Raw genomic sequence first — 24310 nt, 5'->3', positions numbered from 1 at the left:
TGGACGTCCCCCGCGCACGGGGGACGGGCTTCCTCGCTCTGCCCGATTCACCCCAGGGCCCCTTCGCGCGCCCTGGACGCCGCCGCCCGCCCGGTCCGGCGGCGTCCCCGACCATCGAACCGAGGAACGGCATGACCGAGAACACCGTCCCTGTCGCAGGAGTGGTCCGCCCCGGAGACGAGGCCTACGAGGCACTGTCCGTCCGGGGCCTCAACAAGCGCTTCACCGCCGAGCCGGAGAAGTTCCACGTCGCCACCACCACCGAGCAGGTCGTGGACGCGGTGCGCGAAGCGGTCTGGGAGGGCAAGCGCATAGCCGTACGCAGCGGCGGCCACGGCTACGAGAACGCGGTCGGCGACCCCGCCGTCCAGGTCGTCATCGACCTGGGCGAGATGCGGGAGGTCTCCTTCGACCCCGAGCGCAAGGCGTTCGCCGTCGGACCCGGTGTCCGCACGGCGGAGCTGTACCGGGCCCTGTACGAGGGGTGGGGCGTCGCCCTCCCCGCCGGAGACAGCGCCACCGTCGGGCTGGGCGGCCACGCGGCAGGCGGCGGCTTCGGCTCCCTGAGCCGCCGCGAGGGCCTGGCCGTGGACCACCTGCTGGCCGTGGAGGTCGTCGTGGTCGACCCCTCCGGCGAGGTCCGCGCCGTCGTGGCCACCCGCGACCCCGAGGATCCGCACCACGAACTGTGGTGGGCCCACACCGGCGGTGGCGGCGGCAACTTCGGCATCGTCACCCGCTACTGGTTCCGTTCCCCCGACGCCACGGGCGACGACCCCCGCGGCGCCCTGCCCAAACCCCCCGCCTCCGTACTGACGGGCACCGTCCTGTTCAACCGGGAGTCCCTGGACCGGACGGCCCTGCGCACCCTGACGGGCAACTTCGCCCGCTGGCACGAGGCCAACGGCGCGCCCGGCTCCCCGTACGACTCCCTCTTCGGCGGCCTCGTCCTGTTCGGCCGCCCCCGCACGGGCGACGCGGGCATGGGGGCCGTGGGCTTCGTCCACCTGGACGCCGCCCTGCCCGACGCCGGACGGCTGCTGGACGACTACGTCGCGGCGCTCACCGAGGGGCTCGGCGACTTCCCGGTCGTGCTGCCCACCGAGACCCTGCCCTGGCTGGAGGCGAAGAAGGCGCTCGCGGCGGCCCAGGACGCGGAGATCGGCCGGCAGAAAGTCAAGTGGGCGTTCCTGCGCACCGGTTACGCCGACGACCAGATCGACACCCTCCACGACTACCTCGACAGCGTGGACCACAGCAACGACAGCAGCCTGGTGGCGCTCCAGTCCCACGGCGGCCGCATCAGCGCGGTGGCGCCCGACGCCACCGCCTCCGCCCAGCGCGGTGCCGTCATGGGCGCCTTCTTCATGAACACCTGGCAGGACCCGGAGCTGGACGACGCCAACGTCGACTGGATGCGCCGGCTCTTCCGGGACCTGCACGCCAAGACCGGCGGGGTCCCGGTGCCGGGGGAGCGGTACGACGGCTGCTACATCAACTTCCCGGACGTGGACGTGGCCGACCCCCGCTGGAACACCTCGGAAGTCCCCTGGCAGCAGCTCTACTACCAGGGCAACGCCGAACGCCTGCGCGCGGTCAAGGCCAGGTGGGACGCCCTCGGCGTCTTCCGCCACACCCTGTCGATCGGTGACCAGGGCTGACCCCGTCTCCCGGTGGGCGGCCGGCCGGTCCCGGAACCGGTCGGCCCGCCGGAAGGTCCGTACTTGACGTGACCACAACGAGCGAAAACGCCACTTCCGGCCACTCACCGTTCTATTCCGGACACTCTGAGGTCTCATGATCGGGAAGTGGCCCCGGTGCACGAGAATTCTGTCCGTCCACGGCGGAGGGGACGGCCACCCCTCCGACGGGACGGGACGGCCTGGGGCGGGCCGTCCGGGGGACAGGACCACCTGAGGACAGAACGACCTGACGTGGACAAGTGTCCGCAGCGGACTGCTCGTCGTGCGACCAGAGCCAAACCACAGGTAAGGACGTCGTAATGCCGCACTTTGCCCTTCTCGGACCGATGGAAGTACGCGTGAACGGCGAGCTGCGGACACCCAGTGCGCCCATGGCCCGCCGGGTCCTGGCCCTGCTGCTCGCCCATGCGGACCGTGTCGTCCCCATGGAGCTGCTGATCGACGAGCTGTGGGGCGAGCAGCCGCCCAGGAAAGCACGCAAGACCGTGCAGACCTACATCTACCAGCTGCGCAAAGCCCTCTGCGGCGAAGGGGCCGGCCAGAGCCAGGAGCTGGTCGAGACCCACCCGCACGGCTACCGGCTCCCGCTCCAGGACTGCCGACTGGACGTACAAGAGTTCCAGACCCTGCTGCGCGAGGGGCGCGAGGCGCTCACCCGGGGCCGGGCGAGCGAGGGCGCCGCACTCCTGCGCCGGGGCCTGGAGCTGTGGCGCGGCGCACCGCTGGAGGACGTGGAGACCGGGCCCCTCCTGGCCGCCCAGACCGCACGGCTGGAACGGCTCAAGATCCAGGCGCTGGAGCAGCGCATCGCGGCGGACCTGGCCCTCGGCGGCAACCAGTCCCTGCTGGAGGAGATCCGGGACCTGACCCATCAGTACCCCCTGCACGAGGAGTTCTGCGCCCAGCTCATGACGGCCGCCAAGCGCTGCGGCCAGCGGGGCGAAGCCCTCTCCGCCTACGCCCGGCTGCGCCGGGCCATGGCCGAGCAGCTCGGTCTGGAGCCCTCCACCCGGCTGCGGGAACTCCAGGACCGGGTGCTGGCCGGACACGACGAGCAGGTCCACGCCCCCGCCCGGGGCGGAGCCGCCGGCGCCCCCTTCCAGCTGCCCCCGGCCATCGGCGACTTCGTCGGCCGCCGGGACGAGCTGGAGCGCATCGAGCGCGCCGTGCGCGAGACCGGGCCCGTCCCGGGGGTCCGGATCGTGACGGTGACCGGCGCGCCCGGCATGGGCAAGACCCAGATCGCGCTCCAGGTCGCCCACCGGCTGCGCAAGGACTTCCCCGACGGGCAGCTCAAGGCGAGCCTGCACATGGAGGACGGCACGGCCCAGCCCCCGGCCGAGACGCTCAGGGAGCTGCTGGCGGCCGTCGGGTACGACCGGCGCTCCCTGCCCGAGCGGACCGACGACCTGGCCCGGATGTTCCGCAGCTGGGCGGCCGGCCGCCGCTTCCTGCTGCTGCTGGACGACGCGGCGGGCCGCGAGGAGGTGCTGCCCCTGCTGCCGGCGGGCGTGGACAACGCGGTCATCGTCACCTCCCGCTGGCGGATGATCGGCCTGCCGGGCGCGGTGACCTCCGTGGAGGTGGGGCTGCTGCCCGAGGCCGACGGGCGGCGGCTGCTGGCCCAGGTGGTCGGCGCCGACCGGACGGCCCGGGAGCCCGACGCCGCCGCGGCCATCGTGGCCGGGTGCGAGGGGATGCCCACCGCCATCCGCGCCATCGGGAGCCGGATCACCGCCTGGCCCGGCCACAGCCTCGCGGACTTCGCCGCCCGCCTGGCGGACGAGCGGGGCCGCCTGGAGGAGCTGAGCAGCCCGCACCTGGACGTCCGCCGCTATCTGGTCGGGGCCGCGGACCGGCTGCCGTACGCCGCCCGGGAGGTGCTGGCGGAGATCAGCAGCGCGGGGGACGCGGACGTCACCGTCACCGACCTCGCCCACGTCCTGCACCGGTCGGTGCCCTCGATCGAGCACTCGGTGGAACTGCTGACGGCCCACCGCGTGCTCACCCCCGTGGTGCAGAACGGCAGCCACGTCCTGCGTATCCCGCCCCTGATGCGCCTCGCCTTCGCCCGCGACGGCCGTGCCCGCACCGGTGACCCCTTAGTCGGAGAGACGGCGATCCACGACAGCCGGTGCCCGTACGCCGCGCAGGTCTGCTCCTGCCCGCTCGCGCGGGGCGCGCACCGGTCGGAGAGCAGGCAGCTGCGGGCCGCGCCCGCCTGCTGAAGCCCACCGGCCCCGTACCGGCCCGTGGGTTCGGTCGTGGCGAAACGTGTTCTCCTCGCGCGCCGTTTCCCCGTGGCTGCCACCGGCGAGGGAACCGCGGGGGCAGCGGCACGGGTGACCCATCGGTACGGCGACCGGCGTCGGCGACACCGAGGAACACCGCGCGCCGGCCCGCTCCGTACCGGGGCGCGGCGGCGGTGGTGAGCGGCGGGGAGGGGGCGCCGGGGCTCCGGCCCCAGGCCCGTGGGGACCCCGGTCCTACGACCGAGGTGAGCCGGGATCTCCTTCCGATACCCGATGTACGGGGCACGTACTACCTGCGACCATGACCGGCATGGCAGATGTCCCCGCACCCGCGTCCCCCCGTACCTCCCGCTCCCGGATACCCACCGGCGCGTGGGCCGTCGTGCTCGCCGCCTGTACGGGGCAGTTCCTCGTCGTCCTCGACGTCTCCGTGGTCAACGTGGCGCTGCCCTCCATGCGGGCCGACCTGGGGCTGAGCCACGGCGCGCTCCAGTGGGTCGTCAACGCCTACTCGATCGCGTTCGCCGGGTTCATGCTGCTGGGCGGGCGGGCCGCCGACATCTACGGCCGGAAGCGGATGTTCCTCGTCGGGCTCGGGGTCTTCACCGCCGCCTCCCTCGCGGGCGGCCTCGCCCAGGAGGGGTGGCAGCTCCTGGCGGCCCGGGCGGCGCAGGGGCTCGGGGCCGCCGTCCTGGCCCCCGCCACCCTCACCATCCTGACCGCCGCCGTCCCCGAGGGGCCCGCCCGGACCAAGGCGATAGCGACCTGGATGGCGGTCGGCGCGGGCGGCGGCGCGGCCGGCGGGCTCATCGGCGGGATCCTCACCGACGCCCTCTCCTGGCGCTGGGTCCTCCTCATCAACGTCCCCGTCGGCGCGCTCGTCCTGGTCGCCGCCGCCCTGTGGATCACCGAGGGCCGGGCGGGCGACCGCCGCCGTATCGACCTGCTGGGGGCCGTCCTGGTCACCGCGGGCCTCGCCACCGTCGCGTACGGCATCGTCCAGACCGAGGCCGTGGGGTGGACGGCCGCCGCCACCCTGGTCCCGCTGGCGGCCGGGGTGGTGCTGCTGGGGGCGTTCGTCCTGGCCGAGGCGCGGACGGCGGTGCCGCTGGTCCCGCTGCGGGTCTTCGGCGTACGGGCGGTCTCCTCGGCCAACGCGGCGATGCTCCTCATGGGGTCGGCGACCTTCGCCATGTGGTACTTCATGACCGTCTACGCCCAGAACGTGCTGGGCTACACGCCGTTGCAGGCCGGTCTCGCCCTGATGCCGACCTCCGCCGCCGTCATCCTCGGCTCCAAGGCCGCGCCCCGGATCATGGCGCGTACGGGTCCCAAGGCCCTCGCTGTCACCGGGGTGCTCGTCACCGCCGCCGGGTTCGGCTGGCAGTCCACCATGGGCGTCCACGGCTCCTACCTCACCGCGATCATGTTCCCCGGCATCCTGATGATGGCCGGAGCGGGCCTCGCCTCCACCCCGCTGGCCGCCCTCGCCACCTCCGGCGCGGCCCCCGCGGACGCCGGACTCGTCTCCGGCCTCGTCAACACCTCCCGCACGATGGGCGGCGCACTCGGCCTCGCGGTGCTCTCCACGGTCGCCGCCGCCCGTACGGCGGGCTCGTCGGACCCGGCGGAGGTCACCGCCGGATACGCCTCGGCGTTCCGTACGGCGTGCGGGGTGCTGCTGGTCGGCGTGGTGGTGATGCTGGCCTGGCTGCCGAACCACCGGACACCCCGCGTACGGCAGGAGCAGGCGGCGGAACCGGTGCCGACGGCGAAGGCGCGGACGCGCGAACGGCCTCAGGAACAAGGCCTGGGGAACAAGGTCTGAGGGGCGGTGTCCGAACCGCCCGGACCTGACATGCCGTCACCTCTCGTCCCGGCTTCCGGGGCTGCGCTGTGCATGAGCCGAACGGGCCCGGAACGGCTGTTCGCCGTTCCGGGCCCGTCATACTCTCCGCCTCCGGCTCAGGCCGCCCGGGACTCCTCCGGGGCGGGCCTGCGGTGGCGTCCGTGCGGCTGCACCGAGGTGTTCTCCATCGACGCACCCCCTCGGTGCTTTCCGGAACCGCCGGTCGCGGCCCCTTCCGCGTCGCCCCCCGGCGTACGCGGTGCGGTCGTGTCGGTTCGGGCTTCAGACATGTGGGAAGTCACCCCGTTGTGATCGCTTACCTGTGTCGCACGCAGGTGTTCCTGTGCGCCTGCGCGTGTGGTGCGTGTACCGGCCCCGCCTCCGCCGCCCGACGCGGTCACCGTCGGCGCCCGCCAGGTACGGCTGCGTAGCCCCAAGAGCCCCGAGTCTAGTCAGTCGACGCCACTCGGTGCAGAGGCGCCTGCCCCAGAGGAACGGGCTTGCACACGACAGGAGGGGCGACAGCCGCGGACGGTTCCGTTCCGTGTCCCTCACCGCCCGCTCCGACCGTTCCGCCCGCCTCCGGGGACGGTTCCTCGTCGCCCGGAGCGTCGAGCAGCGCCACACCGCAGGGCGTCGAGGCGTTCGCGTACGGAAGGTGCAGCACACCGTCCCGGCTCCAGAAACCGGCCCCCGCCGACCAGCCCTCCGGCGCCGCGAAGTGGTGCAGCCGCCGCCCCTGCGGGCGCCAGATCCCCACCCAGCTCCCGGCCGCCCCGTCCACCCGCAGCGCCACGGCGCAGCTCTCCGGCATCAGCATCTGACCCGGCTGGACCGCGAACGGCGTCACCGCCACATCCGCCGGACGCAGGCACTCCGGGAAGCGGACCGGCAGACAGCTGCCCAGCACGCCCCAGCCGAGCCGGTCGTGGCCCGGCGCGTTCGAGCGGATGAGCAGCAGCCCGCTGTCCGCGTCGGCCAGCAGCAGCCGGTCGTCGCTCGACGGCGCGATCTGGAGCAGGGGGGTCACCTCGCCGTTCCGCTCCAGGTCCACGGCGACCGCCTTGACCGGCCCGCCGCCCGGCAGCCGCCGGTCCAGGGCCAGCATCCGGCCCGCCCGGTCCAGCCACACCCCGCCCGAGCAGCGCCCCGGGACCTCCGCGACCAGCTCCGGCCCGAAGGCGCCCCCGGCCACCAGCCAGAGCAGCGAGGAGTGGTCGCCGCAGGAGAGGCCGTACACGCTGCGACCGTCCGGTGAGGGCGGCAGCAGCGTCATCGCCTCGCACTCGACCGCGCCCAGGGCCAGTTCGCCGGTGGCGGGCCCGGTCGGGTAGAGCAGCGAGAACATCTGACGGTCCGCCACCCGCCGCCGGATCAGCACCCGCCCGTCGGCGAGCGGCACCACCTGCGCGTCCGGCTCCTCGGGCTGGTTGAGCGGCAGCGGTACGGCGTAGGGCTCGGGCCCGTCCAGCGTCCAGCGCTCCGGGTACCAGGCCCGCTGCCCGCCGGGCGGGCCGGGCGCCGCCGTCAACCGGGCCCCGTACGCACCGTCCGCGGTGAGCGTGAGGACGTCGGGGGCGTGGGGCGCCCCGGGCGCGGGACTTCCCTCCCGGGCGGGCTCCCGCGCCCCGCCGGGCCCCCCGGGTCCGTCCGGGCCGGGGCCAGCCGTCTCCGGGCCGGGATCCGCCGCCGTGGCGGCCCCGGCGGTTCCGCCCTCGATGGCACAGGCAGTCATGGACTCGTCACCTCCAGCTACGCAAGCTAGTTTTCGCACTTCCAGCCGAACAACACGTGCCACCGCACTTCACACATAAGGGTGGTGATGCCCGGATTCTCCTGAGGTGGAGAGGGTGGATGTGCTGGCGGAGCGGGGGCGCGCCTAGGGTGAGTCAGCCCTCACCGAACAGGCGTGCCTCACGCACGTACGCGCACCAGCAGGAGCAGACGATGTCCCTTCGGCCTCGCGGCACCGCCGCCCTCGCCCTGGCGGTCGCCGCCTCCCTCGCCCTCTCGGCCTGCGGGGGCGGCGACGGCGCAGACGCGGCCAAGGGGGAGGCGGGCGGTGACAGGAAGGCGGCCGCCGCCACCGGCGGCAAGGACTTCGCGGAGGCGGCGAGGAGGACGGCGGCGTACGGCACCGAGGCTGAGCCGGGCGCGTTTCCCCGTACCGTCACCCACGCCATGGGGAAGACCGAGATCAAGACGCCCCCGAAGAGGGTGGTCGTCCTGGACGTCGGGGAGTTCGACAACGTCGTGTCGCTCGGCCTGAAGCCCGTCGGCTACGCGCCGAGCGAGGGTGACGCGGCGATCCCCTCGTACCTGGAGAAGGGTGCGGGCAGCCCGAAGAGCGTCGGCACGATCAACAGCCTCAACCTCGAAGCCATAGCGGGGCTCCAGCCCGACCTGATCCTCGGCAGCCAGCTGCGCGCGGCCGACAAGTACGACGAGCTGTCCAAGATCGCCCCGACCGTCTTCTCCATCCGCCCCGGCTTCACCTGGAAGGAGAACTACCTCCTCAACGCGGCCGCCCTGGACCGCACCGAGAAGGCCCACTCCGCGCTGGCCGCCCACCAGGCGAAGGCGGAGAAGCTCGGCCAGGACATCGGCGCCGACAAGCCGACCGTCTCCATGGTCCGCTACATGCCCGACCGCCTCCGCCTCTACGCGAAGGCGTCGTTCATCGGCACGATCCTGGAGGACGTCGGCCTGCCCCGCCCGGAGAACCAGCGGGTCGACGACCTCGCCACCGAGATCAGCCCGGAGCGGATCGACGAGGCCGACGCCGACTGGATCTTCACCGGCGTCTACGGCGACCCGAAGGCGACCCAGCGCGACAGCGCCCGGTCCAACCCGCTGTGGAAGAAGCTCGACGCGGTGAAGGAGGGCCGGGCCAAGGACGTCTCCGACGAGACCTGGTACCTGGGCCTCGGCGTCACCGCGGCGGGCCTGGTCCTCGACGACCTCCGCGCGAACCTGGTGAAGTAGGCCCCTTCGCGTGAGGGGGGCTGAGGCGACCGTCTCCGCGCGGACCGGGAGGGAGCGGCCGCTTCCGCCTGAGGGCGGGTGAAGCGACCGTCTCCGCGCGGACACGGGAGAGAGCGGCCCCTGCCGTGGAAGCCGGGTGGAGTGACCGCCTCCGCGCCGACCTGGTGGAGTAACGATTCGTGTCCGGCCGCCGGTCCCGGCGTACAGGTCCGGCGGCCCGGGGCGGCGGGCCTGCGCGGACAGGTAGCCTTTCCCCCGTGCCCCGTCTGTCTGAAGTCCTCGCCGCCCTCGACGCCCTCTGGCCCCCCGAGCGGGCCGAGGGATGGGACGCGGTCGGCACCGTCTGCGGCGACCCGGACGCCGAGGTCGACCGGGTGCTGTTCGCCGTCGACCCCGTCCGCGAGATCGTGGACGAGGCCCTGGAGTTCGGCGCCCAGCTGATCGTCACCCACCACCCGCTCTATCTGCGCGGGACGACGACGGTCGCCGCCGACACCTTCAAGGGCAGGGTCGTCCACACCCTCATCAAGCACGACATCGCCCTCCACGTCGCGCACACCAACGCCGACACCGCCGACCCCGGCGTCTCCGACGCCCTCGCGGGCGCCCTGGACCTGCGCGTCACCGGACCCCTCGTACCGGACCCCACCGACCCCCGGGGGCGGCGCGGACTCGGCCGGATCTGCGAGCTGGACCACCCCGAGACCCTGGCCGACTTCGCCGCCCGCGCCGCCGCCCGGCTCCCCGCCACCGCGCAGGGCATCCGGCTGGCCGGCGACCCGGAGGCCTGCGTGCGGACCGTCGCCGTCAGCGGCGGCTCCGGCGACAGCCTCTTCGACGCCGTACGAGCCTCCGGCGTCGACGCCTTCCTCACCGCCGACCTGCGCCACCACCCGGCATCCGAGGCCGTGCGGCACTCGCCGCTCGGCCTGGTCGACGCCGCGCACTGGGCCACCGAGTGGCCCTGGTGCGAGCAGGCGGCCGCTCAGCTCGACGTGATCTCCGACCGCCACGGATGGGACCTGCGGGTCCATGTCTCGAAGCAGGTCACCGACCCCTGGACCACCCACCATTCCTCTGGAGCCCCCAACTGAACGCCGCGCCCGCCGACCAGATCCGACTCCTCGAAGTCCAGGCCCTCGACGTACGCCTCGCCCAGCTCGCCCACAAGCGCGCCTCGCTGCCGGAGCACGCCGAGATCGAGCAGCTGACAGGCGACCTCGCCCAGCTCCGTGACCTGCTGGTCGCCTCCACCACCGAGGAGAGCGACACCAGCCGCGAGCAGACCAAGGCCGAGCAGGACGTCGACCAGGTGCGCCAGCGCGCCGTCCGCGACCAGCAGCGGCTGGACTCCGGCGCGGTCTCCTCGCCCAAGGACCTGGAGAGCCTCCAGCGCGAGATCGCCTCGCTCGCCAAGCGCCAGGGCGACCTGGAGGACGTCGTCCTGGAGATCATGGAGCGCCGCGAGGCCGCCCAGGAGCGGGTCGCGGAGCTGACCCGGCGGGTCGCCGCCGTCCAGGCCAAGGTCGACGACGCCACCGCCCGCCGGGACGCCGCCACCGCCGAGCTGGACGCCGAGGCCGCCACGGTGACCAAGGACCGCGAGGTCGTCGCCGAGGTCATCCCCGCCGACCTGATCAAGCTGTACGACAAGCTCCGCGCCCAGCAGGGCGGGGTCGGCGCCGCCCGCCTCTACCAGCGCCGCTGCGAGGGCTGCCGCCTGGAGCTGAACATCACCGAGGTCAACGAGGTGAAGGCCGCCTCCCCCGACACGGTCCTGCGCTGCGAGAACTGCCGCCGCATCCTGGTCCGCACCGCGGAGTCGGGCCTGTAATGAGCGCTGTCCGGCGGCTGGTGGTCGAGGCGGACGGCGGCTCCCGGGGCAACCCGGGGCCCGCCGGTTACGGTGCGGTGGTCATCGACGCGGCCACCGGCGAGACGCTCGCGGAAGCCGCCGAGTACATCGGCGTCGCGACCAACAACGTGGCCGAGTACCGGGGCCTGATCGCCGGCCTGACGGCCGCGAAGGCGCTCTTCCCGGACGCTGGGACCACCGGGGCGGACCTGCGGGTCCACGTCCGGATGGACTCCAAGCTGGTGGTCGAGCAGATGTCGGGGCGCTGGAAGATCAAGCACCCCGACATGAAGCCGCTGGCGGCCCGCGCCGCCGCGATCCTGCCGCCGTCCTCCGTCACGTACGAGTGGATCCCGCGCGCCCGGAACAAGCACGCGGACCGGCTCGCCAACGAGGCGATGGACGCGGGCCGCGAGGGCCGCCCGTGGGAGGCCTCCGCCTCCACCGCCGAGCTGGACGCCCCCGCCCGCACCCCGCTGCCCGACCGGGGCCCGCCCGGCGACGCGGTGGCGGGCGCGGCGAAGGCCCGGGCCGCACTGGCGGCGGCGCGGGGCGGGGCGGAGGCGGGCAGGCTGTTCGAGGTCGGGGGAGTCGGGGGAGAGGAACCGCAAGCGCCCGTGCCGACGGCCGCTGGGCCGACGACTCCGGAGCCCACCGACGTCACCGCCGTGGTCGCCGCCCCGGCCCCGCAGGTCGGCTGGGCCGCCGCCCCCGACCTGGGCGCACCCGCCACCTTCGTCCTGCTCCGGCACGGCGAGACCGCGCTCACCCCCGAGAAACGGTTCTCCGGCAGTGGCGGCACCGACCCCGAACTCTCCGCCACCGGCCGCGACCAGGCCGCCCGGGCCGCCGCCCACTTCGCGGCCCTCGGCACCGTCCAGGAGATCGTCAGCTCACCGCTGCGCCGCTGCCGGGAGACCGCCGAGGCCGTCGCGGACCGCCTCGGCCTGGACGTCCGCACCGAGGACGACCTGCGCGAGACGGACTTCGGCGCGTGGGAGGGGCTGACCTTCGGTGAGGTGCGTGAGCGGTACGGGGACGACCTGACGGCCTGGCTCGCCTCCCCGGACACCGCGCCGACGGGCGGCGGCGAGAGCTTCACGGAGGTGGCGGCCCGGGTCGCGGCTGCCCGGGACCGGCTGACCGCCCGGTACGCGGGCCGCACGGTCCTGCTCGTCACCCACGTCACCCCGATCAAGACGCTGGTGCGGCTGGCGCTGGAGGCCCCGGCGCAGGCGATGTTCCGGATGGAGCTGTCGGCCGCCTCGATCTCCACGGTCGCCTACTACGGGGACGGCAACGCCTCGGTGCGGCTGCTCAACGACACCTCGCACCTGCGCTAGCCGGGCAGCCCCGGTGCCCTGGTTTACGGGGGCTCAGGCCCCCAGAGCCGCCGCCTCCGCCGCCAGCCGGCCCACCCGGTCCCAGTCCTTCGCCGCGATCGCTTCGCCCGGCACCATCCAACTGCCGCCCACACAGGCGACGTTCGGCAGGGCGAGGTACGAGGGGGCGGAGGCGGGCGAGATGCCGCCGGTCGGGCAGAAGCGGGCCTGGGGGAGCGGGGCGGAGAGGGCCTTGAGATAGGCGGTGCCGCCCGCCGCCTCGGCCGGGAAGAACTTCATGTCGCTCACCCCGTGCTCCAGCAGGGCCACCACCTCGGAGGTGGTCGAGACGCCGGGCAGGAACGGCACCCCGGACTCCCGCATCGCCTCCAGCAGCGCGTCCGTCCACCCCGGGCTGACCAGGAACCGGGCGCCCGCGTCGACGGCGTCCCGGACGTGCTGCGGCGAGATGACCGTGCCCGCGCCGACGACCGCGCCCGGCACCTCGGCGGCGACGGCCCCGATGGCATCGAGCGCGGCGGGCGTCCGCAGGGTCACCTCGATCGCCGGAAGCCCACCGGCCACCAGCGCCCGTGCCAGCGGCACCGCGTCGGCCGCGTCGTGCAGGACGACGACGGGGATGACGGGGGCGAGATCCAGGACGGAGGTGTCGGAGGGCGCGGCGGGCGGCGGCGAGGAGGAGGTCATGGGCTCCATCCTGCCGCGCCGCCGACGAAATCTGCAACGCTCGTTGCGTAGGATGCAACGAGACTAGTGGATCTCCGTCACCACCACATCGAGGGACCACGGCCGCCCGGCGCGCGCGGGGGCCTCGGCCTCCACCGCGTACCCGAGATCGCGCAGCGCATCCACCAGCTCCGCCGGGTCCTTCGGCCGGGCCCCCGCCGACAGCAGGTCGCGGACCAGCCGCCCCTTCGTCGCCTTGTTGAAGTGGCTGACCACGGACCGCTTCTCCACCCCGTCCACGATCTGGGACTGGAGCACCCGCACGCTCGCCGTCCGTGCGGCGACCTCACCCTTGGGCTTCCACGCGGACGCGTAGGCGGAGGACCGCAGGTCCAGGACGAGCCCGTCCCCGGCGGCCTCGGGCAGGACCGCCTCCATGGGCCCGCGCCAGTACGCGCCGAGCGCGCCGAGGCCGGGGAGCTTCACGCCCATCGAGCAGCGGTACGGCGGAATCCGGTCCCCGATCCGGACCGCGCCCCAGAGCCCGGAGAAGACCAGCAGCGACGAGGACGCGAGCCGCCGGGCGCCCGCGTCCAGGGAGGCCAGGCCGAGGGCGTCGTACAGCACCCCGGTGTACAGCTCCCCGGCCGGCCGGGTCCCGGCGGTCCGCAGCTCCGCGTTCTTCCCCACCTCGCCCCGCAGCCCCACGCTCAGCCCGAGCACCCCACGGGCCTTCTCCTCGTCCGCCTGGCACAGCTCCACCAGCTCGTCCAGGACCGCCGCCCGCCCCTCGGCGAGCCCCGGCAGCGACAGCGACTCCGGCTTCAGGGGAGCCCCGCGCCCCGAGGCGGCCTTTCCTTCGGAGGGCGGCAACAGCACGAGCACGGCGGTTCTCCTTCGTACGCACGACCGGTCGGCCCCCGGTGGGCGTGCGGGCGCGCCGGGATCCTCGGCAAGGGTACGGGGGCGGGGGGTGCCGGCGCCGACCTGTACCAGCCTGCCGTCCGGGTGGCGGCGCTCCACCCGGCCCGTGAGGTGACTCCGACGAGCGCGGCGATCTCTCCGATGCGCATGCGGCTAAGGGCCCCTGGCGTCGCGGCAAGGTCGAGGACCTTCCGCCGCGCCCCGTCGGCGGATGAAAGGGCAGGGCGGAGGCGGGGCGGAAAGCGCGGGACGGAAAACGGTGAGTGATCGGCACTCAGTTTATTAACGGCGTTTATCTTACCAGGCGTACGCTGCGAACCAAACGCCGTATAGTTCTGCCCCCCGACCAGGAGGACAACAGCATGGATGCGAAGCCCACCCGCCGCGCGCGGCTCCGCCGGCAGACGATCGTGGAGATCAAGGAAGCCGCCCTGAAGGCGCTGGCGGAGTCGGGCCCGGCAGGCATCACGCTGCGTGGGATCGCCCGGGAACTGGGCATGACGGCGGCGGCGCTGTACGGCTACTTCGACACCCGGGACCAGCTGATCTCCACCCTCGCGGCGGACGCCTACAACGAGCTGGCCGACTCCCACGAGGCCGCCCTGGCCGGACTCCCGCCCGAGGAGGCGGCTGCCCGGGTGCGCGCGGTCTGCGACACGTTCCGCACCTGGTCGGTCGCGAATCCGGCGGCGTTCCGGTTGATCTACGGCGACGGCCTGCCTGGCTTCAGCCCCCCGGAGGACGTCACGAAGGCGGCGCGGCGATGTTGCATGGCGCTGCTGGACGTGGTGGCCGGTGCGTGGGGCCGGGTACCGGCGGCGATCCGCGAGGACCAGGCCGAGTGGTCCGACTTCCAGGAGTCCCTGGTCACCCCGGCCCGGGAGCAGTTCCCGCACCTGCCGCCGCAGGCGCTCGGCCTGACCCTGCGGATCTGGGGGCGGATGTACGGCCCGGTGATGCTGGAGGTGTTCGGCCACCTCGGTCAGCAGATCGTCGACCCGTCCCAGGTGTATCGACGCGAAGTCGAAGCGATCATCGAAATGCTGGGTCTTGGCGAATGATTTCCTTTGAATGGTGATAATTCCTGGCGGCAAGCCTTCGTAAATAATGGATGGGGAATCCGAAAGCGTTTTGCGTTTCATGCACATCGTCGATGAGGGGCCGGGCGGTCGTGGACAGCCCGGCCCCTCACCAGGACGCGTACGTCAGGCGGTGGCCCCGCCGTCCACCGCGAGGGTGGCGCCGGTGACGAACGCGGCGCCGGGCGAGACGAGGTAGGCGACCGCCTCGGCGATGTCGGACGGGGCGCCGTAGCGGCCCAGCGCGGTGCCGGCCCGCTGGAAGTCGGCCGTGGGCCCGTCGGTCGGGTTCATGTCGGTGTCGACCGGACCGGGGCTGACCTGGTTGACGGTGATCCCGCGCGCACCCAGGTCCCGCGCCAGTCCCCGGGTCAGCCCCAGGATCGCGGCCTTGCTGACCGCGTACGGGGTCATCCCCCCGCCTGGCACCCGCTCGCCGACGCAGGAACCGATGTTCACGATCCGGCCGCCCTCCGGCAGGTGCCGGGCGGCGGCCTGCGCGGTGAGCAGCGCGCCGCGCACGTTGACGTGCAGTGTGCGATCGACCACCTCGGGGGTCACATCGGTCAGTCCGGCCCCGCTGAGGTCCATGTACCCGGCGTTGTTCACCAGGATGTCGAGGCGGCCGAAGTGCGCGACGGCGGCCTCCACGGCGGCGGCCGGACCCTCGTGCCCGGCCGCGTCGGCCCGGATCGCCAGGGCTGTGCCGCCCGCCCGCTCGATCGCGCCGACCACCTCGTCGGCGGCCGCGGCGCCCCGGGTGTAGGTGAGGGCCACCCTGATCCCCTCAGCGGCCAGTCGGCGGGCGATGCCCGCGCCGATGCCGCGGCTTGCCCCGGTCACCAGGGCGACCCGGTCCTGCGCGGGTGCGGAGGGCGGCGTGGTGGGATCAGACACGGGTCGGCCTTTCGGTCGTCGGGAGCGAGGAGTCCACGGCGGAGGGCGCGGAAGGGGCGGTCCGGCGCAGGGCTTCGGGCAGCAGCGTCAGCAGCCCGAGGACGGCCATCGCCGCGCCCGTCCACAGCGGGGCGCGCAGGCCCCAGTGCGCGACGCCGATGCCGCCGACCCAGGAACCGACGACCACGCCGAGGGTGATGAAGGAGGTGTGGACGGTGTTGACCAGCGGACGGTCGTTGGCGGTGCGCATCACGCGGGTCACCATCGCCGGGTTCATGGTCACGCCGACCAGCCCGATGCCCGTCATCGCGACCAGCGCCGTCACCGCGTTGCCCGCGCCGAGCGCGAACACCGTCAGGAACACGGTGTTCAGCGCCAGACCGGTGCCGAGCACCGTCATGGTGTGCCGGTCGGCGAGGCGGCCCACCACGGCGTTGCCGACGACGGTGGCGGCGCCGTAGAGCACCAGCAGCAGCGGGACGGTGCCCGCGGCGAAGCCGGTGACGTCGGTGAGGATCGGTACGAAGTACGAGAAAGCGGCGAAAGTGGCGCCGATGATCAGCATGCTGGTGGCGAAGGCGGCCCACAGCCGCGCGTTGCCGAACGCGCCCAGCTCGGCCCGCACGGAGCCGCCCGCACCGTCGGTCTCCTCCTTGGGCAGGGCCGGAACCGCGCCGCAGGTGACGACGAGGGCCAGCGCGGCCAGGGCGGCCACCGCCCAGAACGCGAACCGCCAGCCGTAGTGCTCCCCTGCCAGCTGCGACATCGGCAGGCCGAGTACGGTGCCGACCATCAGGCCGCCGAGCACGATGGAGGTGGCCCGGCCGCGCACCTCGGGCCCGGTGATACGGACGCACACGGCGAGCGCGACGCCGAAGAACGCGCCGGAGGCGGCCCCGGTGACCAACCGGGCGACGACCATCAGGCCGTAGTCGGTGGCAAGGGCGCCCAGCGCCTGGCCGGCCAGGAAGACGACGTACAGGAGGACCAGGGCGGTCTTCTGACGCAGCCTCAGCAGGAAGGCGGTCAGCAGGGGGCCGCCCAGGGCCATGGCGGCGGCGTAGATGGAGACCAGGTAGCCGATCTGCGGGATGCCGGCACCCAGGTCCTCGGAGAGCTGGGGCATGAGCCCGGCCACCAGGAACTCGCTGGTGACCATGGTGAAGATGCCCAGGCCCAGGATGTAGATGGCGAAGGGCACGACTCACACCCTCATCGTGCTGCTGGCCGGACCGGGCTGCGGTACCTCGGGCGACTCGGCGATCTGGTACGAGCCGAGCGACTCGGCGATCTCCTTGGCCCGGGGGTTGTCGGCCGGGTCGAAGACCGGGATCGGCTCGCCGGGCCGGGCCTCGACACCGGCCTGGAGGAAGAACTCCTCGAAGCCGCTCGGGGTGAAGATCAGCAGCTGCTTGGCGGCGTGCAGGCCCTTGTTGCGGAAGCGGTGCACCGTGCCCTTGGGTACGAAGACGAAGTCGCCGGCGCGTACGTCGTAGGTCCGGCCGTCGGCGTAGAACTCGAGTTCGCCTTCGAGGAGGTAGAAGGCCTCGTCCTCGTTGCGGTGGTCGTGGGCGGGCGGACCGCCGCCGGGCGGGACGGAGGCCTCCAGCAGCGTGATGGTCCCACCGGACTGCGCGGTGTCGACCTTGACGGTGTAGACGTCGCCGTTGAGCCAGACGGATGGGCCCTGGCCCGCGGGGATGTGCAGCACCTTGCCGAGGGTCGGCGGGTGCTCGCCGTGGAGCTGTTCGTTCAATGACATGGGTACGGACCTCAGGGGACGGGAACGGGGGCGGGGGGTGATGGCACGGGAGCCGGGCCGGACGCGGAGACCGGGCCCGGTGCGGAGCCCGGCCGGGCCGGAACCGGCGTGTGCGGTGATTCCAGGCGGATGCCGTCGGTCAGTTGGCCGGTGCCGCCGACCGGGGTCTCCCGGCCGTCGCACTCGGTGGTGAGCACCTCCAGCCAGCCGTCGGCGCAGCCCGCGAAGACCCGGCCCGCCGCGTCGCACACCACAAGACCCGGCGCGGGAGGCTGGTCGGGTGCGTCGGCGGGCTCGGGGTCGGCGGACAGGACGCGCACCCGGCGGCCGGCCTCGTCGGCGGTCCAGGCGCCGGGCGAGCGGTAGCCCGCCCGGACGTGCCGTGCCACGACGGCGGTCGGCAGACGGAAGTCCAGGCGCAGGTCGGCGTCCGAGGGACGGCCGAAGTACGAGCGCCGCGCCGGGTCCTGGGGGATCGGGCGGTAACTGCGGTCGACGAGCTGCGGGATGAGCTCAAGGAGCATCAGGACGTTGGCCCGCTCCTGCGCGGTGCGCAGTTCGATCGCGGTCTCGTCGCCGGTCAGCGGCACCTGGTGCTGCATGATCAGGTCGCCGCTGTCGAGGACGGGCGCCATCTCGATGGCGGACACCGCGGACTCGGTCGCGCCCTCACGGATCATCCAGTAGAAGGGCGAGAGGCCGGCGAAGGCGGGCAACGGGGACGGGTGGAAGTTCACCGCCGTGACCCGGGGCACCGACAGCAGCCGCTCGCGCAGGATCTGCTGGAAGTTGGCGACGAGGAAGTAGTCCGCGCCGCAGCCCTCCAACTCCTCGACGAACGAGGGCAGGTTGACCGAGGAGGGTCTCAGCACCGGCACGCCGAGCGCGGCGCCCTGGGTGACCAGGTCGACCTGCTCGGGGTCGTCGGTGAAGTACGAGCAGCGCTTGCCCTGCGGGGAGGTGACCACCGCTGCCAGGTCGACCTGCGGGTGGCCGTGGAGCATGCTCAGGAACGGCGAGCCGAGCTTGGAGTTGACCTCCGAGAACAGCACGACGCGTATCCGGCCCGCGGGTTCCTGGGGAGCCGTGGGAGCCATGGGGCGTGACACCTTTCTGTTCGACGTGTCTCTGCGACGTACGGGAGACCGGCCGGTCCGGAACAGACCGTTCAGAAGACCGGAACGGGCCGTCCGGAAGACCGGAACGGGCCGTCTAGAAGAAGGGACTGGTCGACTTCCCGCCGAGCAGCACGTTGCCGGTGAGCTGGAGGATCGAGTCCTGGGCGACGGCGTGCTGGTTCATGGTCCAGGCGTCGCGCAGCCAGCGGTCCAGCGGCGAGGGCTTGTAGACGGAGGAGCCGCCGACCAGGTCGAAGAGGGTCTGGACGATGTCGCGGGCGGTACGGAAGGCGTGTCGGCGGGCGATGGCGGTGGCCACCCGGGCTTCGTCGGTCAGCTCGGTGCCGCCGACCAGCGCGTCCCACTGGCGGGTGAGGCTGGCGTACACCCCGGAGCGGGCGGCGAGCAGCTCGCCCTCCAGCCGGGCGATGGTGCTCTGCACCCGGTGGTCCTGTGTCCAGGGGGTTCCGGTCTCGCGGTCGGTGCGGTGCGCGGCCATCTCCCGCACGTGGTCGAGCGCCGCGCGGGCCATGCCGAGCGGGATGCCGGACATCTTGCGCAGGATCGCGTCGGGGCTGGTGTGCAGGGGGCCGGTGCGGCGCGGGTCGGAGAAGCTGAAGGAGCGCTCCTCGGGGACGAACAGGTCCTCGCAGGAGTAGTCCTGGCTGCCGGAGCCGGCCAGGCCGGTGGTGTGCCAGGTGTCGTGGAAGGTGTAGGCGTCGGGCCGGGAGACGAGCACCCGCCAGTGGGTGGGCTCGCCGGTGACCGGGTCGGGCTCGGGGTTGCCGTCCTCGTCCGTGATCAGGCAGCCGGCGCCGAGCCAGTCGCAGTGAGCGGAACCGGAGCCGAACTTCCAGCGGCCGGTGAGCCGGTAGCCGCCCTCGGTGCGCACGGCGCGGCCCTGCGGGTAGATCCAGCCGGAGTTGGCCAGGTCCAGCGAGGGGTACATCTCGCGGGCCACCTCGTCGTCGAGGTAGCCGGAGTAGATGCCGGAGTCCATGCCGATCATCGCGCACCAGGCGGTGGAGGCGTCGCCGGTGGCGAGGGTCTCGATCAGCTCGCACTGCTGCATGGACGTGAGCTCCGGGCCGCCCCAGGTCTTGGGCATGGCGGCACGGAAGACGCCGCCGTCGCGCAGCAGGGCGACGATGTCCTCGGGCAGGGTGCGGTTGGCCTCGATGCGGGGCCCGGCCTCGCGCAGCAGCGGGACCAGGGTGCGCGCGTGCGCGAGGATCGCCTCGGCGGTGTCGGGGACGTGCGCGCGGTCGGCTTCGGCCGTCGAGGGCGTGGTGGTCGTGGTCTCGGTCATGACGGGGTCCTTCGGTGAACGGGGCGGGACGGTCAGAGGTAGCGGCCGGGCGCGAGCGTGCGGTGCGGGTCGACGAGAGCGGCGATGTCACCGACCAGGTCGGCGTCGGCGGCGTCCGGGGCATGGGCGCGGCCCCAGCCGCCGTGCGCGGAGTCCAGCCGGTAGGGCGCCCAGCCGGAGTCGGCGAACAGCTCGTACGCCCGGTCCAGCGCGCGGTGCGCGGCCTCGGCCTGGGTGGCCCGGTCGAAGGGGAAGGAGACGACCAGGTCGATGACGTCGGCGTCGAGCGCGTTGACGGTGGCACCGGGCCGGATGCCGGTCTCGGCGTGGATGGTGTCGAGCAGGGTCAGGGCGCGGGAGGTGTCGGCGCCGGTGAAGGGGATCAGCGGCAGGAAGAACAGCCAGCCGTTGCCCTCGGCGTCGACGAGGCCGGCGCGGGTGCCGGTGGCGGAGGCGAGCATGTCCTCGTTGAACTCGACCGAGCCCGCGTAGGCGGCCTGGACGACCTTGGAGACGGTGTCGTCGGCGGCGGGCTCCTCACCGGCCGCGATCCGGTCGAACAGGCCGGTGGCGCGGGCCTCTTCGACGAGCGCGCCGACCAGGGCGTCGAGAGTGCCCGCGGTGGCGTCCACGCACAGGTGGGCGAGGTAGCCGAGGCCGCGCTCGCCGCCGTACGTGGCGGTGGAGGCGGTGTCGTAGATCTTCACGACGCCGGAGAGCACGTTGCCGGCCCGCCAGCGGCGGATCAGGTCCACGGCCTCGGGCAGTCGGTCGCGGCCGAAGGAGAGCCGGACCACGCGCTGCGCCTCGGGACGCGGCAGCAGCCGGACCACGGCGGCGGTGACCACGGCCAGCGGGGACTGGGTGAACAGGTGCAGGGTGCTGGGTCCCAGGCCGTACGGGTTGGCGGCGCGGCCCGCGGTGGTGCCGGGCCACCAGCCGGTGCGTATCAGGCGGCCGTCGGGGAGCACCAGCTCCAGGCCGAGCAGGTCCTCGGTGCGCTGGCGGCGCAGGCCCACGCCCCGGTCGACGAGGTTGCCGACGAGGGAGGTGTGGCCGGAGGAGGCGGTGACGTTGAGCATGCGGTCGGTGCCGGCGAGCCGGGCGGCGAGAGCGGCCTGGGTGACGCCGGGTTCGACCACGGCGTATCCGGCGTCGGTGTCGAGGGCGCGGACGGCGTCGAGGCGGTCGAGTTCGAGGCGGACCACGGGTCCGGTCGCCGGTTCCTTCGAGCCCAGGCCCCAGTTGCGGCCGGTGGAGACGGCGTGCAGGCCGGGCAGCCCGGCGCGGGTTCCGCCGTGCGCGTCGAAGGCGCGGACGACAAGCCGTACGTCCTCGGTGCTGCCGGGGCGGAGGACGGCGTGCAGCGGGCGGGCGGCGAAGGCGGAGACGTTGGTCTCCGCGGGCAGCGGCTCGGCGGCGCCGACGACGGACCGGATCACGTGCTCGGGACCGAGGGCGGCGGCGACGGTGTCGAGGACCGTGTCGAGGCCCGGGGCGGGCGGCGCGGTGGTCCGGGCGGTGGGGAGGTCGGGGTGGGTGGCGGTTTCGGACATGGCGAATCCTCGGAGGGTGCGTACCCGTCGGCGGACGAGGACGTACGGCGGGCGATGGGAGGTGGGGGAAGGCGGGGCGCCGGGGCGAGCCGGCTGCACCGGGTCGGGCCCGGACTCCGGCCCGGGCCTCATGGAGCACCGGGCTCTGTGCCGGGGGCCCCGGCCGGAATCCGGCTCAGGCTCCGTCGGGGTCCGGCTCAGGCTTTGTCAGGGGCCGCGCGCGGGCCGACGTCGGCGCCGGGCCGGGTGGGGGCCGCGCCCGCGAGGTAGGCCGGGGCGGGCCGGTCGGGACGGCCCCAGCGGAGGTGCGCCAGCACCCGCAGGGTGCGGGCGGGCGCCCCCGCGAAGGCGGCGTCCTGAGCGCAGAGCGCGGGCAGGTCCCAGCCCGCCTCGTGCAGGGCGAGCGCGGGGTTGGTCGCGGTGAGATCCGGGGTCTGGGTGAACACCAGGCTGACCAGGTCGTCCCGTTCGAGACGGTTGGCGGCCAGCAGCGCGGCGAGAAGGTCGTGGGTGGCACGGGCGATGGCCGGCGCGGTGTCGGCGGCCACGGCGATGGCGCCGCGGACCGCGGCCAGGGCGACGGTGCGGGTGTCCTCGGCAGAGACCGCGGCGGCCGTGGCGTCGAGCGCGCCGTCGGCCGTACGGGCTTCCGCGGACCCGCCCGTGTCGGTCGTACGGGCCCTGCGCGCGGCCGCGTGGGGCGTACGGGCTCCCGCCCCCGTGCCGGTCGGCCACGCCGTACCGGAACCCGCCGCCGGGGCGGCGCGCGGGGCCGCTTCCGGGCTCAACTCCCGTCCGCGGTGGCGGAGGTGAAGCGCCCCTGGTGGAACACCAGCGCGTCCTGCGGCTCCTCGGCGCACGTGGTGTGCAGGACGCGGGCCAGGAAGAGGCTGTGGTCGCCGCCCGAGTAGGTGTCCTCGACCTCGCAGGTGAGCGAGGCCAGGGCGCCGGGCAGGACGTCGTGCCCTTCGGCCAAGCGGTCGAGGTAGGACCCCAGGGAGTGCCCGGACGGCTTCTCGCGGGAGGCGAACAGCCGTGCCACGTCGCCCTGGTGGGCGGCGAGCAGGTGGATCCCGAGCTTGCCGCTGGCGCTGATGACGGGGTGCGCGCGGGCGGTCTTCATGACGGAGACCAGGACGCGCGGCGGGTCGAGCGAGACCGAGGTGAACGCGTTGACGGTCATGGCCACGGCGGTCTCCGCGCTGCCGCTGCTGAGGAGGGTCACTCCGGTGGGATAGCGGCGCATGACGTCCCGCAGATCCGCGGGCGCGCGGCCCGCGGTCGTGCCGCGGGCATGGATGATGGATGGTGCAGGCATTGATTCCCCCTCGCACGGTAGTGCGAATCTTGTTGCTGCCTAAACGCTAGCGCGTCTTGTAAACGCTGATAGCTTTTCTAACACAGATTGCGCCACGCTGGTCAACCGGGCGCTCGCCGGCAGACCGCTTGCACAAGGGAAATTTGTGACACCACCGCCTGCCCGCACCGCTCAAGCGGCTCTCCGTTCCCGCCACTTGGCGATGCTCGCCCTGGGTGGCGTGATCGGCGCCGGACTGTTCGTCGGCACCGGCGCCGGGCTCGCCGCGGCCGGTCCCGCGGTGCTCGTCTCGTACGCGCTGGCCGCCACGCTCGCCCTCGCGATCATGCGCATGCTGGGCGAACTGGCCGCCGCCCTGCCGGAGTCGGGGTCCTTCTCGGCCTACGCGCGCCGGGCGCTGGGGTCGTGGGCCGGGTTCACGACCGGCTGGCTGTACACATGGGTCACCGCGGTCGCCATCGCGGTGGAGGCCCTGGCCGGTGCGGCGATCCTGCACACCTGGTGGCCGGCCGTACCCTCGTGGGCCTTCACGCTTGCCGCGATGACGATCTTCGCTATGGTGAACATGACGGACGTCCGTACCTTCGGTGAGGCCGAGTTCTGGTTCGCCTCGCTGAAGGTCCTGGCCATCCTCGCCTTCATCGCCCTGGGCGCCGCAGCCCTCCTCGGGCTGCTGCCCGGCACCAGCTCGCCGGGCCTGGCGCACCTCACCGGCGACGGCGGGTTCGCCCCGTACGGCCTGTCCGGCATCGTGACGGCGCTCCTGGGAGTGGTCTTCGCCTTCGGCGGCATGGAGGTCATCGGCATGGCGGCGGCCGAGTCGCACGACCCGGGCCGCAGCATCCGCACCGCGGTCCGTACCGCGATCTGGCGGATCGCCCTGTTCTACCTGGGGTCGGTGCTCGTCCTCGTCCTGCTCCTGCCCTGGCGCTCGGCGCGCCCGGGCGAGAGCCCGTACGTCGCCGCGCTCGTCCGCCTCGGTATCCCGCACGCGGACGTGATCACCCAGGCGGTGATCCTCGTGGCCCTGCTCTCCGCCCTCAACGCCAACCTGTACGGCACCTCGCGCATGCTGTACTCCCTGGCCGAGCGGGGCGAGGCGCCCCGGGCGCTGGCGCGCCGCACCCGGCGCCGGGTGCCGATCCGCGCGGTCGCCACCGCTTCGGCCGTCGGCTTCGCCGCGGTCGTCCCGGAGGCCGTGGCCCCGGGCGCGGCGCTCCCGCTGCTGGCCAAGGCGATGGGTGCGGCGATGCTCTTCATGTGGCTTGCGCTGGCCTGCTCCCACCTGGTGCTGCGCCGGTCCCTGGAACGCGCCGGCCGTCTGGTGCTCCGTACCCGCGGCTTCCCGGCCACCACACGGGCGGTGATCGTCGCCATCGCCGTGCTGATGGTGCTGATGGCGCTGTCTCCCGCCACCCGCCCCCAACTCCTCACCTCTGCGGCCCTGTCGGCGGCCCTGGCCCTGACCGGCGCCCGCCTCGCCCGGCGCCGCGCCCCGCACCCGACCGGGCAGACCGCCCCCCTCCCCCCTCCCACCCCGTCACGTGAGCCATCAGTTCCGGCCGCCGACTGACCCCCGGGCCCGAGGCGCGCGGTCGGCTTCCCCGGGGCGCCGGAGCCCCGCGCCGGGTGCTCTGTCCGGGAGCGATGTGACGCGACCCGGGACAGCAGCCGGGTGCGCCTCGTGCCGCGTC

The 24310-nt window shown here is 73.7% G+C and carries 21 protein-coding genes; 9 read left to right on the top strand and 12 right to left on the bottom strand.

Annotated elements, in window-relative coordinates; translation table 11 throughout:
• The first annotated feature begins 131 nt into the window (after window positions 1-131).
• From AC0682_RS10555 to AC0682_RS10545, 3 genes are all read left to right on the top strand, one after another.
• The gene (locus AC0682_RS10555) at window positions 132-1661 is read left to right on the top strand and encodes an FAD-binding oxidoreductase (RefSeq protein ID WP_478532189.1); all 1530 of its coding nucleotides are present in this window, start codon (window positions 132-134) and stop codon (window positions 1659-1661) included.
• A gap of 380 nt (window positions 1662-2041) precedes the next feature.
• Window positions 2042-3931, top strand: coding sequence for an AfsR/SARP family transcriptional regulator (locus tag AC0682_RS10550; RefSeq protein ID WP_478532187.1), 1890 nt, complete (start codon window positions 2042-2044; stop codon window positions 3929-3931).
• A 325-nt stretch (window positions 3932-4256) separates the two neighbouring features.
• Window positions 4257-5783 carry an MFS transporter gene (locus AC0682_RS10545; RefSeq protein ID WP_478532185.1) on the top strand — a complete coding sequence of 509 codons (1527 nt, stop codon included), beginning with the start codon at window positions 4257-4259 and terminating at the stop codon, window positions 5781-5783.
• Window positions 5784-5920: 137 nt separating this feature from the next.
• Here the strand turns inward: AC0682_RS10545 and AC0682_RS10540 are convergent, their stop codons facing one another.
• Together AC0682_RS10540 and AC0682_RS10535 are read right to left on the bottom strand one after the other, a co-directional pair.
• Window positions 5921-6094: a hypothetical protein gene (locus tag AC0682_RS10540; RefSeq protein WP_162888353.1), complete on the bottom strand. Its 174-nt coding sequence runs from the start codon at window positions 6092-6094 to the stop codon at window positions 5921-5923.
• A 158-nt stretch (window positions 6095-6252) separates the two neighbouring features.
• On the bottom strand, window positions 6253-7539 hold the full coding sequence (locus AC0682_RS10535; RefSeq protein WP_478532183.1) for a hypothetical protein: 1287 nt from the start codon (window positions 7537-7539) through the stop codon (window positions 6253-6255).
• A gap of 212 nt (window positions 7540-7751) precedes the next feature.
• Here AC0682_RS10535 and AC0682_RS10530 point away from each other — a divergent pair, with 212 nt between their 5' ends.
• The 4 genes from AC0682_RS10530 (at window position 7752) to AC0682_RS10515 (ending at window position 11987) form a co-directional block, all read left to right on the top strand.
• Window positions 7752-8789, top strand: a complete 1038-nt coding sequence (locus tag AC0682_RS10530; protein ID WP_478532181.1) for an ABC transporter substrate-binding protein — start codon at window positions 7752-7754, stop codon at window positions 8787-8789.
• 257 nt (window positions 8790-9046) lie between these two features.
• Window positions 9047-9883 carry a Nif3-like dinuclear metal center hexameric protein gene (locus AC0682_RS10525; protein ID WP_478532179.1) on the top strand — a complete coding sequence of 279 codons (837 nt, stop codon included), beginning with the start codon at window positions 9047-9049 and terminating at the stop codon, window positions 9881-9883.
• The gene (locus AC0682_RS10520) at window positions 9880-10623 is read left to right on the top strand and encodes a zinc ribbon domain-containing protein (protein ID WP_254813276.1); all 744 of its coding nucleotides are present in this window, start codon (window positions 9880-9882) and stop codon (window positions 10621-10623) included. The genes AC0682_RS10525 and AC0682_RS10520 overlap by 4 nt, the downstream gene beginning before the upstream one ends.
• The gene (locus AC0682_RS10515) at window positions 10623-11987 is read left to right on the top strand and encodes a bifunctional RNase H/acid phosphatase (protein WP_254812658.1); all 1365 of its coding nucleotides are present in this window, start codon (window positions 10623-10625) and stop codon (window positions 11985-11987) included. The genes AC0682_RS10520 and AC0682_RS10515 overlap by 1 nt, the downstream gene beginning before the upstream one ends.
• 33 nt (window positions 11988-12020) lie before the next feature.
• Here AC0682_RS10515 and AC0682_RS10510 read toward each other — a convergent pair whose 3' ends face one another.
• Together AC0682_RS10510 and yaaA are read right to left on the bottom strand one after the other, a co-directional pair.
• Window positions 12021-12674 carry a bifunctional 4-hydroxy-2-oxoglutarate aldolase/2-dehydro-3-deoxy-phosphogluconate aldolase gene (locus AC0682_RS10510; protein ID WP_478532178.1) on the bottom strand — a complete coding sequence of 218 codons (654 nt, stop codon included), beginning with the start codon at window positions 12672-12674 and terminating at the stop codon, window positions 12021-12023.
• 63 nt (window positions 12675-12737) lie between these two features.
• Window positions 12738-13538 carry a peroxide stress protein YaaA gene (gene yaaA / locus AC0682_RS10505; protein WP_478532177.1) on the bottom strand — a complete coding sequence of 267 codons (801 nt, stop codon included), beginning with the start codon at window positions 13536-13538 and terminating at the stop codon, window positions 12738-12740.
• Between the two features lie 401 nt (window positions 13539-13939).
• On the opposite strand from yaaA, the gene AC0682_RS10500 reads away from it, so the two are divergent.
• Window positions 13940-14638, top strand: coding sequence for a TetR/AcrR family transcriptional regulator (locus AC0682_RS10500; RefSeq protein ID WP_478532176.1), 699 nt, complete (start codon window positions 13940-13942; stop codon window positions 14636-14638).
• Window positions 14639-14782: 144 nt separating this feature from the next.
• On the opposite strand, the gene AC0682_RS10495 is transcribed toward AC0682_RS10500, so the two are convergent.
• From AC0682_RS10495 to AC0682_RS10460, 8 genes are all read right to left on the bottom strand, one after another.
• Window positions 14783-15553 carry an SDR family NAD(P)-dependent oxidoreductase gene (locus AC0682_RS10495; protein ID WP_478532175.1) on the bottom strand — a complete coding sequence of 257 codons (771 nt, stop codon included), beginning with the start codon at window positions 15551-15553 and terminating at the stop codon, window positions 14783-14785.
• A complete protein-coding gene (locus tag AC0682_RS10490; RefSeq protein ID WP_478532174.1) occupies window positions 15546-16754 on the bottom strand; it encodes an MFS transporter in 1209 nt (402 codons plus the stop codon). The genes AC0682_RS10495 and AC0682_RS10490 overlap by 8 nt, the downstream gene beginning before the upstream one ends.
• Window positions 16755-16757: 3 nt before the next feature.
• Window positions 16758-17315, bottom strand: a complete 558-nt coding sequence (locus AC0682_RS10485) for a quercetin 2,3-dioxygenase (RefSeq protein WP_478532173.1) — start codon at window positions 17313-17315, stop codon at window positions 16758-16760.
• A gap of 11 nt (window positions 17316-17326) precedes the next feature.
• A complete protein-coding gene (locus AC0682_RS10480) occupies window positions 17327-18412 on the bottom strand; it encodes a methionyl-tRNA formyltransferase (protein WP_478532172.1) in 1086 nt (361 codons plus the stop codon).
• 115 nt (window positions 18413-18527) lie between these two features.
• Window positions 18528-19742: an acyl-CoA dehydrogenase family protein gene (locus AC0682_RS10475; protein WP_478532171.1), complete on the bottom strand. Its 1215-nt coding sequence runs from the start codon at window positions 19740-19742 to the stop codon at window positions 18528-18530.
• A gap of 32 nt (window positions 19743-19774) precedes the next feature.
• Window positions 19775-21298, bottom strand: coding sequence for an FAD-binding oxidoreductase (locus AC0682_RS10470; protein ID WP_478532170.1), 1524 nt, complete (start codon window positions 21296-21298; stop codon window positions 19775-19777).
• A 197-nt stretch (window positions 21299-21495) separates the two neighbouring features.
• A complete protein-coding gene (locus AC0682_RS10465) occupies window positions 21496-22086 on the bottom strand; it encodes a chorismate mutase (RefSeq protein ID WP_478532169.1) in 591 nt (196 codons plus the stop codon).
• Window positions 22083-22616: a flavin reductase family protein gene (locus AC0682_RS10460; RefSeq protein ID WP_478532168.1), complete on the bottom strand. Its 534-nt coding sequence runs from the start codon at window positions 22614-22616 to the stop codon at window positions 22083-22085. The genes AC0682_RS10465 and AC0682_RS10460 overlap by 4 nt, the downstream gene beginning before the upstream one ends.
• A 202-nt stretch (window positions 22617-22818) precedes the next feature.
• On the opposite strand from AC0682_RS10460, the gene AC0682_RS10455 reads away from it, so the two are divergent.
• Window positions 22819-24189, top strand: coding sequence for an amino acid permease (locus AC0682_RS10455; protein ID WP_478532322.1), 1371 nt, complete (start codon window positions 22819-22821; stop codon window positions 24187-24189).
• Window positions 24190-24310: the final 121 nt, after the last annotated feature.

It is taken from the genome of Streptomyces sp. NPDC043746, from assembly GCF_056436485.1.
The sequence above is the reverse complement of the archived record's forward strand: the minus strand, read 5'-3'. Positions and strand labels throughout refer to the sequence as shown.